Origin of the sequence: Pseudomonas sp. NPDC090592 (assembly GCF_044769185.1) — a bacterium.
Classification (GTDB): domain Bacteria; phylum Pseudomonadota; class Gammaproteobacteria; order Pseudomonadales; family Pseudomonadaceae; genus Aquipseudomonas.
Genome location: NZ_JBIVXJ010000020.1, coordinates 82,511 through 94,749, shown reverse-complemented (window position 1 = coordinate 94,749; position 12,239 = coordinate 82,511). Strand labels below are relative to the sequence as shown.

At 63.5% G+C, this 12,239-nt stretch carries 11 protein-coding genes; all 11 read left to right on the top strand.

Annotation, left to right across the window (positions count from 1 at the left end; all coding sequences use genetic code 11):
• Positions 1-59: 59 nt before the first annotated feature.
• Positions 60-950 (top strand): NAD(+) kinase, encoded by an 891-nt coding sequence (locus tag ACIQUI_RS18590; protein WP_016485536.1) that lies wholly within the window; start codon positions 60-62, stop codon positions 948-950.
• A complete protein-coding gene (locus tag ACIQUI_RS18585; protein ID WP_403201324.1) occupies positions 950-1,921 on the top strand; it encodes a metallophosphoesterase in 972 nt (323 codons plus the stop codon). The genes ACIQUI_RS18590 and ACIQUI_RS18585 overlap by 1 nt, the downstream gene beginning before the upstream one ends.
• Positions 1,918-2,805 (top strand): rhomboid family intramembrane serine protease, encoded by an 888-nt coding sequence (locus tag ACIQUI_RS18580; protein WP_403201320.1) that lies wholly within the window; start codon positions 1,918-1,920, stop codon positions 2,803-2,805. Before ACIQUI_RS18585 ends, ACIQUI_RS18580 begins: the two co-directional genes overlap by 4 nt.
• 13 nt (positions 2,806-2,818) lie before the next feature.
• Positions 2,819-3,079: a YeaC family protein gene (locus ACIQUI_RS18575; protein WP_003260154.1), complete on the top strand. Its 261-nt coding sequence runs from the start codon at positions 2,819-2,821 to the stop codon at positions 3,077-3,079.
• Positions 3,076-3,906 carry a DUF2797 domain-containing protein gene (locus ACIQUI_RS18570; protein ID WP_403201317.1) on the top strand — a complete coding sequence of 277 codons (831 nt, stop codon included), beginning with the start codon at positions 3,076-3,078 and terminating at the stop codon, positions 3,904-3,906. The genes ACIQUI_RS18575 and ACIQUI_RS18570 overlap by 4 nt, the downstream gene beginning before the upstream one ends.
• 13 nt (positions 3,907-3,919) lie before the next feature.
• The gene (pepN, locus tag ACIQUI_RS18565) at positions 3,920-6,577 is read left to right on the top strand and encodes an aminopeptidase N (RefSeq protein ID WP_403201314.1); all 2,658 of its coding nucleotides are present in this window, start codon (positions 3,920-3,922) and stop codon (positions 6,575-6,577) included.
• A gap of 293 nt (positions 6,578-6,870) precedes the next feature.
• The gene (locus tag ACIQUI_RS18560) at positions 6,871-7,899 is read left to right on the top strand and encodes a WD40/YVTN/BNR-like repeat-containing protein (protein WP_403201312.1); all 1,029 of its coding nucleotides are present in this window, start codon (positions 6,871-6,873) and stop codon (positions 7,897-7,899) included.
• Between the two features lie 20 nt (positions 7,900-7,919).
• Positions 7,920-10,295 (top strand): RND family transporter, encoded by a 2,376-nt coding sequence (locus ACIQUI_RS18555; RefSeq protein WP_403201309.1) that lies wholly within the window; start codon positions 7,920-7,922, stop codon positions 10,293-10,295.
• A gap of 163 nt (positions 10,296-10,458) precedes the next feature.
• Complete coding sequence (locus ACIQUI_RS18550; protein WP_403201306.1) at positions 10,459-10,749, top strand: DUF5629 family protein; 291 nt, start codon at positions 10,459-10,461, stop codon at positions 10,747-10,749.
• Positions 10,715-11,845 (top strand): lactonase family protein, encoded by a 1,131-nt coding sequence (locus ACIQUI_RS18545; protein ID WP_403201303.1) that lies wholly within the window; start codon positions 10,715-10,717, stop codon positions 11,843-11,845. The genes ACIQUI_RS18550 and ACIQUI_RS18545 overlap by 35 nt, the downstream gene beginning before the upstream one ends.
• A gap of 122 nt (positions 11,846-11,967) precedes the next feature.
• On the top strand, positions 11,968-12,147 hold the full coding sequence (locus ACIQUI_RS18540) for a hypothetical protein (RefSeq protein ID WP_403201300.1): 180 nt from the start codon (positions 11,968-11,970) through the stop codon (positions 12,145-12,147).
• The last annotated feature ends 92 nt before the right edge of the window (positions 12,148-12,239 follow it).

Below are 12,239 nucleotides of genomic sequence, written 5' to 3'. Positions count from 1 at the left end.
CGGTGGTTTCGCCCATAATCGGCCCATCGTCACCCGCCGCAGAGCCTCGCAGGAGCCCCATGGAGCAATTTCGCAATATCGGTATCATCGGTCGCCTTGGCAGCTCGCAGGTGCTCGACACCATTCGCCGACTGAAAAAATTCCTCCTCGACCGCCACCTGCACGTGATCCTCGAGGACACCATCGCCGAAGTGCTACCCGGCCACGGCCTGCAAACCTCCACCCGCAAGCTGCTGGGTGAGGTCTGCGACCTGGTCATCGTGGTGGGCGGCGACGGTAGCCTGCTGGGCGCCGCCCGTGCGCTGGCCCGCCACAACATACCGGTGCTGGGCATCAACCGTGGCAACCTGGGCTTTCTTACCGACATCCGTCCCGATGAGCTGGAAGAGAAAGTCGCCGAGGTGCTCGACGGCCACTACCTGGTGGAAAACCGCTTCCTGCTGCAGGCCGAGGTGCGCCGCCACCACGAAGCCATTGGCCAGGGCGATGCGCTGAATGACGTGGTGCTGCACCCGGGCAAGTCCACGCGCATGATCGAGTTCGAAATCTACATCGACGGCCAGTTCGTCTGCAGCCAGAAGGCCGACGGCCTGATCGTCGCCACCCCCACCGGTTCCACCGCCTATGCGCTGTCGGCCGGTGGTCCGATCATGCACCCCAAGCTCGATGCCATCGTCATCGTGCCGATGTACCCGCACACCCTGTCGGGCCGGCCGATCGTGGTCGACGGCAACAGCGAGCTGAAGATCGTGGTGTCCAAGGACTTGCAGATCTACCCGCAGGTGTCTTGTGACGGCCAGAACCACTTCACCTGCGCCCCCGGCGACACCATCACGGTCAGCAAGAAGCCGCAGAAACTGCGCCTGATCCACCCGCTGGACCACAATTACTACGAGGTTTGCCGCACCAAGCTGGGTTGGGGCAGCCGCCTGGGGAGCAGGGACGACTGATGTTCGATCCGGCGCGAAGTTTCGACATCATCGGTGACGTGCACGGCTGTGCGCTGACCCTTGAACGCCTGCTCGACGCCCTCGGTTACCAGCGCGTGGCCGGCGTGTGGCGCCACCCGCGGCGCATGGCGCTGTTCCTGGGCGATATCGTCGACCGCGGGCCACGCATTCGCGAGGCGCTGCATATCGTCCACGACATGGTCGAGGCCGGCCAGGCGTTGTGCATCATGGGCAACCACGAGTACAACGCCCTGGGCTGGGTGACCCCGGCACTGCCCGGCAGCGGCAAAGCCTATGTGCGCGAGCACACGCCACGCCATGCCCGGCTGATCGACGAAACCCTGACCCAGTTCGCCCAGCACCCCGGCGACTGGCACGACTTCGTCAACTGGTTCTACCAGATGCCGCTGTTCGTCGACGCCGGGCGCTTCCGCCTGGTGCATGCCTGCTGGGACCCGCGCCTGATCGGGCCATTGCGCCAGCAGTACCCCGACGGGCGTATCGACCAACACTTCATCCAGGCCTCGGCGGTGAGCAACAGTTTCGCCGCCACGGTCTGCAACCGCTTGCTGCGCGGCACCGACATGCGCCTGCCGGACGGCCTGACCCTGACCGGCGGCGACGGCCTGACCCGCGCCTTCTTCCGCACCAAGTTCTGGGAAGAAGACCCGCAAACCTACGGCGACATCGTGTTCCAGCCCGATGCCTTGCCAGAAGAGGTGGCCAGCACCCCGCTCAGCCACAGCCAGAAGAATGCCTTGCTGCGCTACGACGAAAACGAGCCCTTGCTGTTCGTTGGCCATTACTGGCGCAGCGGCCGCCCGGCGCCGATCCGCGCCAACCTGGCCTGCCTGGACTACAGCGCCGTGCTTTACGGCAAGCTGGTGGCCTATCGGCTGGATGATGAAACCCGCATCGACCCGCACAAGTTCGTCTGGGTTGACGTCGACCGCCCACAGGCCAACCAATGAACATTATCGAAGTGATGCGCCTGCCGCTGTCGGTCGACCTCAGCGGCTTCGTCCACCTGTTGCAGCGCCTGCAAGTGCCGCACCGGGTGAGCGAAGAGGGCGATGCCCAGGTGCTCTGGGCCCCCGACACCCTCGCCGAAGACGTGATGCAACTCTACCAGCGCTACCCTGACGGCAACGCCGACCTCGAACTTACGCAGGACCCTGTGGGAGCGGGCTTGCCCGCGAATAGCCCCACACAACCCTCCCTGGTAGAGCAAGCCAAAGCCTGCAAAATCACCGCCCTGACCCTGCTGGCATGCTTCATCGTCGCCGGCCTCACCAGCCTGGGCGACAACTTCACCACCATCAGCTGGTTCACCTTCCTCGACTTCCGCGTGCAGGGCGACTACCTGTACTTCACCCCGCTGGCGCAAACCCTGGACGCAGGCCAGTGGTGGCGCCTGGTATCGCCCATGCTGCTGCATTTCGGCGTGCTGCACCTGGCCATGAACAGCCTGTGGTACTGGGAACTGGGCAAACGCATCGAACTGCGCCAGGGCCCGTGGATGCTGCTGGGCCTGACCCTGCTGTTCAGCCTGGTGTCCAACCTGGCCCAGCACTACACCAGCGGGCCGAGCCTGTTCGGCGGCCTGTCTGGCGTGCTGTACGGCCTGCTCGGGCATGTGTGGCTGTTCCAGTGGCTGGCACCCAACCGTTACTTCAACCTGCCCAAGGGCGTGCTGGTCATGATGCTGATCTGGCTGGTGGTGTGCCTGACCGGTGTGGTCGGCACCCTCGGCCTTGGCCAGATTGCCAACGCCGCCCACGTGGGCGGGCTGCTCATCGGATGCCTGACCGGGCTCTTGGGCGGGGCGCTGGCCCGGCGTAAACTGTCAGCTTGAATCAGGAGACACTATGTCCACTTTCGCGCAAATGATTGAAAACATCACCCCGGAAATCTACGAAAGCCTGAAACTGGCCGTGGAAATCGGCAAATGGTCGGATGGCCGCAAGCTCACTGCCGAGCAGAAAGAGCTGTCGTTGCAGGCGGTTATCGCCTGGGAGATGAAAAACCTGCCTGAAGACCAGCGCACCGGTTACATGGGCCCGCAGGAATGCGCATCGAAGTCTGCGCCGATCGCCAACATTCTGTTCAAGTCGGACTCGGTACATTGATCGAACTCGCTCGTGGCTCGTTGAGCAAGATGGCGGTAAGCCTGCAGGCACCGGTGGTGCAGTACAGCTTTCGCCTGGATGACACGCAGGTGTCGGTCAACCCGTTGATCGGCCAGCGCCTGCGCCTGGAATACCTCGGCGCCATTCACTGCAGCCATTGCGGCAAGCGCACCAAGACCAGCTTCAGCCAGGGTTATTGCTACCCGTGCATGACCAAGCTGGCCCAGTGCGATGTGTGCATCATGGCCCCGGAAAAATGCCACTACGACGCCGGCACTTGCCGCGAACCGTCCTGGGGCGAACAGTTCTGCATGACCGACCACGTGGTCTACCTGGCCAATTCGTCGGGGATCAAGGTCGGCATCACCCGCGCCACCCAGTTGCCCACCCGCTGGCTCGACCAGGGTGCCAGCCAGGCTTTGCCGATCATGCGCGTAGCCACCCGCCAGCAATCCGGCCTGGTCGAAGACGTGCTGCGCAGCCAGGTGCCAGACCGCACCAACTGGCGCGCGCTGCTCAAGGGCGACGCCGAGGCGCTCGACCTGCCGGCCATTCGTGACCAGATTTTCGACGCCTGCGCCGACGGCCTGCGCGAGCTGCAAGGGCGCTTTGGCCTGCAGGCGATCCAGCCACTGCCGGACGCCGAAGTGGTGCAGATGCGTTACCCGGTCGAGGCCTACCCGACAAAGATCGTCAGCTTCAACCTCGACAAGAACCCGGTAGTGGAAGGCACGCTGCTGGGCATCAAGGGCCAGTACCTGATCTTCGACACCGGTGTGATCAATATTCGCAAGTACACGGCCTACCAGTTGGCCGTGCTCCAGTAAAAAGGACCAGCACATGCGTACCGAACAACCGCAAGTGATCTACCTCAAGGATTACCAGGCGCCCGAATACCTGATCGACGAGACGCACCTGACCTTCGAGCTGTTCGAGGACCACACCCTGGTTCACGCGCAACTGGTCATGCGCCGCAACCCGGCACGCGGTGCCGGGCTGCCGCCTCTGGTGCTCGATGGCCAGCAGCTGGAGCTGCTGCGCGCTTCGCTGGACGACCAGGAACTGCACGCGGGCGACTATCAGCTGGACGTCGACAGCCTGACCGTGCACCCCAAGGCCGAGCGTTTCACCCTCGACACCAGCGTGAAGATCCACCCCGAGAGCAACACCGCGCTGGAAGGCCTGTACAAGTCGGGCAAGATGTTCTGCACCCAGTGCGAGGCCGAGGGCTTCCGCAAGATCACCTATTACCTCGACCGCCCGGACGTGATGAGCACCTTCACCACCACGGTGATCGCCGAGCAGCATCGCTACCCGATTCTGTTGTCCAACGGTAACCCGATCGGCAGCGGGCCGGCCGAAGATGGTCGCCACTGGGCCACCTGGGAAGACCCGTTCATGAAGCCGGCCTACCTGTTCGCGCTGGTGGCCGGTGACCTGTGGTGCGTCGAGGACAACTTCGTGCGCCAGTCCGGCCGGGACGTGACCCTGCGTATCTACGTCGAGCCCGAGAACATCGACAAGTGCGACCACGCCATGGTCAGCCTGAAGAAGTCCATGCGCTGGGATGAAGAAGTCTATGGCCGTGAGTACGACCTGGACATCTTCATGATTGTTGCGGTCAACGACTTCAACATGGGCGCCATGGAAAACAAGGGCCTGAACATCTTCAACTCCAGCTGTGTGCTGGCCCGTGCCGAAACCGCCACCGATGCCGCGCACCAGCGCGTCGAAGGCGTGGTCGCCCACGAGTACTTCCACAACTGGTCGGGCAACCGCGTCACCTGCCGTGACTGGTTCCAGCTGTCGCTCAAGGAAGGCTTCACGGTGTTCCGCGATGCCGAGTTCAGCGCCGACATGAACTCGCGCACGGTCAAGCGTATCGAAGACGTCGCCTACCTGCGCACCCACCAGTTCGCCGAAGACGCTGGCCCCATGGCCCACCCGGTGCGCCCCGACAGCTTCATCGAAATTTCCAACTTCTACACCCTGACCGTGTACGAGAAGGGCGCCGAAGTGGTGCGCATGGTCCGTACTCTGCTGGGTAACGAAGGCTTCCGCAAAGGCAGCGACTTGTACTTTGAACGCCACGATGGCCAGGCGGTGACCACCGACGACTTCATCAAGGCCATGGAAGACGCCAACGGCGTCGACTTCACCCAGTTCAAGCGCTGGTACAGCCAGGCCGGTACCCCGCGCCTGGAGGTCAGCGAAGCCTATGACGCGGCTGCGCAGACCTACAGCCTCACCTTCCGCCAGAGCTGCCCGCAAACCCCGGACAAGGCCGAAAAACTGCCGTTCGTGATCCCGGTCGAGCTGGGCCTGCTGGATGCCGCTGGCAACGACCTGCCGCTGCAACTGGCCGGCGAAGCCGCTGCCCAGGGTAGCAGCCGCGTGCTGTCGGTGACCGAAGCCGAGCAAACCTTCACCTTCCAGGGCATCGCGGCCAAGCCGTTGCCATCGCTGTTGCGTGGCTTCAGCGCCCCGGTGAAGCTGAGCTTCCCGTACGACCGCGACCAGCTGATGTTCCTGATGCAGCACGACAGCGACGGCTTCAACCGCTGGGAGGCGGGCCAGCAACTGTCGGTGCAGGTGTTGCAGGAACTGATCGGCCAACACCAGCGCGGCGAAGCGCTCAAGCTCGACCAGCGCCTGATCATCGCCCTGGGCACCGTGCTGGGCAATGAAGCGCTGGACCCGGCCATGGTGGCCGAAATGCTCTCGCTGCCGGGTGAAGCCTACCTCACCGAAATCAGCCAGGTGGCCGACGTGGACGCCATCCACGCTGCCCGTGAGTTCGCCCGCCAGCAGATCGCCGATCAGCTGTTCGATGCCCTGTGGGCGCGTTACCAGGCCAACCGTGACGTGTCGCGCCGCACAGCCTACGTGGCCTCTGCCGAGCACTTTGCCCGCCGTAGCCTGCAAAACATTGCCCTGTCGTACCTGATGCAGAGCGGCAAACCGCAGGTGCTGGAAGCGACCCTGGAGCAGTTCGAGCAGTGCGACAACATGACCGAGCGCCTGACCGCGCTGGCGGTGCTGGTCAACTCGCCGTTCGAAGCCGAGCGGGCCAAGGCGCTGGCAACCTTTGCCGAGCACTTCAAGGACAACCCGCTGGTCATGGACCAGTGGTTCAGCGTGCAGGCGGCCAGCGCGTTGCCAGGCGGGCTGGCGCGGGTCAAGGCGCTGATGCAGCACCCGGCCTTCACCCTGAAGAACCCGAACAAGGTGCGGGCACTGATTGGTGCGTTTGCCGGGCAGAACCTGGTCAACTTCCATGCGGCGGATGGCTCGGGGTATCGCTTCCTGGCGGACCTGGTGATCAAGCTGAATGCGCTGAACCCGCAGATCGCATCGCGTCAATTGGCACCGCTGACCCGCTGGCGCAAGTATGACGCTGCGCGCCAGGGTCTGATGAAGGGCGAGCTGGAGCGGATTCTGGCTTCGGGTGAGCTGTCCAGTGATGTGTATGAAGTGGTGAGCAAGAGCCTGGCGTAAGCCTGTTAGAAACTGGGGCTGCTGTGCAGCCCTTCGCGGGCATGCCCGCTCCCACAGGGATATCACAGGCCTTGAAAGCAGTGATCATCCTGTGGGAGCGGCCTTGTGTCGCGATGGGCCGCACAGCGGCCCCGGCTTTTTCAAGCCGACAACAAAACATAACACCCCGCCCGTTGTAATCCCGCCAACCTCCCCGCTACGATCCCCTCAAGCTATTGCAGGCCTCTAGATCAGGCTTTTCGCAGTACCTGCAATGCATTGACCCACCAAAAAGAACACAACAGGGGGCAGTCATGAGGGAACAGCTACAGGTGCCAGCCAGGCGTGGTGCCTGGCCATGGGCGGCCAGCGCAGTGCTGGCGCTGGCTTTGGGGGTGTGGGCCGACAGTGCTCAGGCCGCCGCCGCCGACGAATATTCCACCGAATCGGCCAAGGCCAGCCAAAGCCTGCTGATCGGCGCCACCCATGCCGGCAAACGCCTGGTGGTGGTGGGCGATCGTGGCCATATCCTGTTCTCCGACGACCAGGGCAACACCTGGACTCAGGCCCGCGTGCCCACCCGGCAACTACTCACCGCCGTGTTCTTCATGGACGACAAGCGCGGCTGGGCGGTCGGCCACGATGCGCAGATCCTTACCAGTAGCGACGGCGGCGCCACCTGGGCCAAGCAGTTCGAAGACCTCGCCCGCGAAGCACCCTTGCTCGATATCGCCTTCCTCGATGCCCAGCACGGCTTTGCCGTGGGGGCCTACGGTGCCTTGCTGGAAACCACCGACGGCGGCCAGCACTGGCAGGACGTGGCCGAGCGCCTGGACAACCCCGACCAGCTTCACCTGAACGGCATCGCCCGGGTGCGCGATGCCGGCCTGTTCATCGTGGGCGAGCAGGGCGGCATGTTCCGCTCCGCTGACAACGGCCAGACCTGGGCCAAGGTTGAGGGCCCGTACGAAGGCTCGCTGTTCGGCGTGATCGGCACCGCCCAGCCGCACACCCTGCTGGCCTACGGCCTGCGCGGCAACCTGTTCCGCTCCACCGATTTTGGTGACAGCTGGCAGCCCATCGCACTCAAGGCCGCGCGCGGCAACCTCGAATTCGGCCTGGCAAGCGCTACGCTTCTCGATGATGGCACCTTGGTGCTGGTCGGCAACGGTGGCAGCGTGCTGCGCAGTGCCGATGGTGGCCAGACCTTCAGCGTGTACAACCGTGCCGACCGCATCGCCCTGGCGGGCGTCAGCGGCCTGGCCAACGGCGGCCTGCTGCTGGTGGGGCAGGGTGGCGTGCACCTGGCGGATGCCCAAGGCGCCGAGGGGGCAAGCCGATGACCAGCAGGGAGAGCATTACCATGCACCCGCATCACCAGGACAAGGCCACGCTGCTCGAACGCCTGATCTTCAACAACCGCCCCGTGGTCATCGCCCTGTGCGTGCTGGTGAGCATTTTCCTGTTCTGGCAGGCCACGCAGATCCGCCCGTCCACCAGCTTCGAGAAAATGATCCCGCTGCAGCACCCGTTCATCGAGCAGATGATGGAGCACCGCAACGACCTGGCCAACCTGGGCAACACCGTGCGCATCTCGGTGGAAGCGGTGAACGGCGACATCTTCGACAAGGACTACATGGAAACCCTGCGCCAGGTTCATGACGAGGTGTTCTACATCCCCGGCGTCGACCGTGCCGGGCTCAAGTCACTGTGGAGCCCCAGCGTGCGCTGGAGCGAAGTCACCGAAGAGGGTTTTTCCGGTGGTGAGGTGATCCCCAACACCTACAACGGTTCGCAGGACAGCCTCGACACCCTGCGTGACAACGTGCTCAAGTCTGGCCAGGTGGGGCGGCTGGTAGGCAACAACTTCAAGTCCAGCATCGTCGACGTACCGCTGCTGGAGAGCTACCCCGACCCGCAAGACCCGGGCAAACAGGTGAAGCTCGACTACCAGCAGTTTTCGCACCTGCTGGAAGAAAAGATCCGTGACAAGTTCCAGGCGCAGAACCCCAACGTGAAGGTGCATATCGTCGGCTTCGCCAAGAAAGTCGGCGACCTGATCGACGGCCTGGTGATGGTGGCAATGTTCTTCGGTGTCGCCCTGGCGATCACCTGGGTGCTGCTGTACTGGTTCACCTGGTGCATCCGCAGCACCATCGCCGTGCTCATCACCACCCTGGTGGCGGTGGTCTGGCAGCTGGGGCTGATGCATGCGGTGGGCTTTGGCCTGGACCCTTATTCGATGCTGGTGCCGTTCCTGATCTTCGCCATCGGCATTTCCCACGGGGTGCAGAAGATCAACGGCATCGCCTTGCAGTCCAGTGACGCCGACAATGCCCTCACGGCAGCCCGACGCACGTTCCGCCAGCTGTTCCTGCCGGGGATGATCGCCATTCTCGCCGACGCGGTGGGCTTCATCACCCTGCTGATCATCGATATCGGGGTAATTCGCGAGTTGGCCATCGGCGCGTCCATCGGCGTGGCGGTGATCGTGTTCACCAACCTGATCCTGTTGCCGGTGGCTATCTCCTACGTTGGCATCAGCAAGAAGGCCATCGAGCGCAGCAAGAAGGACGCGACCCGCGAACACCCGTTCTGGCGCCTGCTGTCGAATTTCGCCAGTGCCAAGGTGGCGCCGGTGTCCGTGGCCCTGGCGCTGGTCGCCTTTGCCGGTGGCCTGTGGTACAGCCAGAACCTGAAAATCGGCGACCTCGACCAGGGCGCACCGGAGCTGCGCCCCGACTCGCGCTACAACCAGGACAACAACTTCATCATCAGCAACTACTCCACCAGCTCCGACGTGCTGGTGATCATGGTCAAGACCCCGCCGGAGCAGTGTTCGATCCACTCGACCATGGCCCCGGTCGACGAGCTGATGTGGACCATGCAGAACACCCCGGGCGTGCAGTCGGCGATTTCCCTGGTGACCGTGTCCAAGCAAGTGATCAAGGGCATGAACGAGGGCAGCCTGAAATGGGAAACCCTGTCGCGCAACCCGGACATCCTCAACAACTCCATCGCCCGTGCCGACGGCCTGTACAACGGCGATTGCTCGCTGGCGCCGGTGCTGGTGTTCCTCAACGACCACAAGGCCGAAACCCTTGAACGGGTTACCGCCGTGGCCAAGGCGTTTGCCGACAGCCACAACAAGGAAGGCCTGCAGTTCCTGCTGGCGGCGGGTAACGCCGGGATCGAGGCGGCGACCAACGAAGTGATCAAGTCGGCCGAGCTGACCATCCTGATCCTGGTGTACATATGCGTGGCGGTGATGTGCCTGATCACCTTCCGCTCGTTTGCCGCCACGCTGTGCATCGTGCTGCCGCTGGTACTGACCTCGGTGCTGGGCAACGCGCTGATGGCCTATATGGGCATCGGGGTGAAGGTGGCGACCTTGCCGGTGGTGGCGCTGGGTGTGGGCATTGGCGTGGATTACGGCATCTACATCTACAGCCGGCTGGAGAGCTTCCTGCGTGCCGGGTTGCCGTTGCAGGAGGCCTATTACCAGACCTTGCGCTCGACCGGTAAAGCGGTGCTGTTCACCGGCTTGTGCCTGGCCATTGGCGTTTGTACCTGGATCTTCTCGGCGATCAAGTTCCAGGCCGACATGGGGTTGATGCTGACTTTCATGCTGCTGTGGAACATGTTTGGCGCATTGTGGCTGCTGCCGGCGCTGGCGCGGTTCCTGATCAAGCCTGAGAAGATGGTGGGCAAGGAAGGGGGCTCGATTTTCGCCCATTGAATTGCAGGGGGCCGCTTTGCGGCCCATCGCAGGCAAGCCAGCTCCCACAGGTACAGCGCAAGCCTTCAGGTTTGTGTGGTCCCTGTGGGAGCTGGCTTGCCTGCGATGGGCTGCAAAGCAGCCCCAGGGTTATAATGCCGCCACATCCCTTACAGGTACCCCCATGTCCCCCCTCGCCACCGCCCTGCAAACCTGCGACATGCTCCTGATCGACGGCCTGCACGCCTTCGACTTCACCGCCGATGAATCCGGCCTCACCGTCGAATGCATGGACGGCCGTCAGCTGCGCCGCTGGTCCTTCACCCCCGAGCAAGTCGCCGCCGCCACCGCCAGTGGTGACGAGTGGCAACTCGACGATGCCGACGGCGAGCATCGGCTAGTCTGTATGAGTGCCTTTCGCGCCCCGGATGAAGACCACGATGAACCGGACCTGGACGAGCCTGCTGACCGCTAGCCTGATGAGCCTGACAATGCATGCCCACGCCGCTACCTTGCTGGTGGGCAGCTACACCGATGGCGCCAGCCAGGGTATCTACCGCTACCAGTTCGACGACAAGCGCGGCCATATCGACCCCACCCCGCAGCAAGTGGTGAAGAGCGTCAGCCCGTCGTGGCTGGTGCTGTCAGCCGACCAGCGCCTGCTGTTCGCGGTCAATGAAACCCCGGGCGGCCACGCCAGCAGTTTCACGGTCAGCGCCAAGGGCGAGATCAAGCCGCTCAATCAAGTGGCCAGCAAAGGCGACGAGCCGACCCACGCCAGCCTTAGCCGCGACCAGCGTTTCCTGTTCGTGGCCAACTATGCGGTCAAGCCCGATCCGGGCGGCAGCCTGGTGGTGATCCCGGTGGCAAGGGACGGCAAGCTCAAGCAAGTCGTGCAGCAACTGCAACACAAGCCAAGTGGCGTGAACCCTGAGCGCCAGGCCGGCCCCCATGTGCATTCGCTGGTGTTGTCGCCCAACGGCCAGCATCTCTATGCCAGCGATCTGGGTGCCGACAAAGTGTTCATCTACCGATACGACGGTGCGAGCCCGGACCAGCCATTGAGCCCGGCCATTCCGGCCTCGGTGGACTTGCCACCCGGCAGTGGCCCCCGCCACCTGCTGTTCGACGCCAAGGGCAGGCATGCCTACCTGACGCTGGAAATGAGCGGAGAAGTGGCGATGTTCGAGGTCAAGGACGATGCCCTGCTGGAGCGCCAGCGCCTGCCATTGACCGAACAGCAGGATGCGGCAGCCAAGGCTGCGGGCGGCCTGCACCTGTCGGCGGACGGGCGTTTCCTGTACGTGAGCAATCGTGGCACGGCCAATGAAATCGTGGTGTTTGGCGTGGGCAAGGACGACGGCCAGCTGACTTTCCTGCAGCGCCGTTCGGTGGAGGGTGATCACCCACGGGAGTTTACCCTAGACCCGAGCGGCAACTACCTGCTGGTGGCCAACCAGAAGAGCAACCAGATCGTGGTCATGCGCCGCGATCCGCGCAGCGGCAAGCTGCTGGAGACGGTGCAGACACTGCCACAGGATGCCCCTTCGGACCTCAAGTTCATCGAGTGATATCGATCGGCGTGATAATCGATACTGGTGCAATGAATTTTTGCCTTCGGCGTCGGCGGCGTAAGTTTGACCCAAGGCCCAAACGGGCCACCGTCAAACCACCGCCGTCGAGGTCAACCCAGATGAACTTCAATCTCTTCCCGGTCATTGCCGCATCCGCCATTTCAGCTTCGGTCGTACTGCCGGCCCATGCCCATGCCGACAGCATCGGCAAGGCCGCCGCTACCCACAGCTACACCGAGCAGTACCTGCGCCAGAGTGCCAACTTCCATGCGGCCCTCAGCGGCAAGCAAAACCACTGATCTGGCTTGTGTGAGGTCCCTGTGGGAGCGGGCATGCCCGCGAACACCGGCAGAGCCGGTGCCATCCACCGCGGTGCCTGCTTCGCGGGCAT

What these genes read in the sequence shown, in the direction of transcription:
- ACIQUI_RS18590 (WP_016485536.1), top strand. Translation starts at nt 60, where the DNA reads ATGGAGCAATTTCGCAATATCGGTATCATCGGTCGCCTTGGCAGCTCG.
- ACIQUI_RS18585 (WP_403201324.1), top strand. Translation starts at nt 950, where the DNA reads ATGTTCGATCCGGCGCGAAGTTTCGACATCATCGGTGACGTGCACGGC.
- ACIQUI_RS18580 (WP_403201320.1), top strand. Translation starts at nt 1,918, where the DNA reads ATGAACATTATCGAAGTGATGCGCCTGCCGCTGTCGGTCGACCTCAGC.
- ACIQUI_RS18575 (WP_003260154.1), top strand. Translation starts at nt 2,819, where the DNA reads ATGTCCACTTTCGCGCAAATGATTGAAAACATCACCCCGGAAATCTAC.
- pepN (WP_403201314.1), top strand. Translation starts at nt 3,920, where the DNA reads ATGCGTACCGAACAACCGCAAGTGATCTACCTCAAGGATTACCAGGCG.
- ACIQUI_RS18560 (WP_403201312.1), top strand. Translation starts at nt 6,871, where the DNA reads ATGAGGGAACAGCTACAGGTGCCAGCCAGGCGTGGTGCCTGGCCATGG.
- ACIQUI_RS18555 (WP_403201309.1), top strand. Translation starts at nt 7,920, where the DNA reads ATGCACCCGCATCACCAGGACAAGGCCACGCTGCTCGAACGCCTGATC.
- ACIQUI_RS18550 (WP_403201306.1), top strand. Translation starts at nt 10,459, where the DNA reads ATGTCCCCCCTCGCCACCGCCCTGCAAACCTGCGACATGCTCCTGATC.
- ACIQUI_RS18545 (WP_403201303.1), top strand. Translation starts at nt 10,715, where the DNA reads ATGAACCGGACCTGGACGAGCCTGCTGACCGCTAGCCTGATGAGCCTG.
- ACIQUI_RS18540 (WP_403201300.1), top strand. Translation starts at nt 11,968, where the DNA reads ATGAACTTCAATCTCTTCCCGGTCATTGCCGCATCCGCCATTTCAGCT.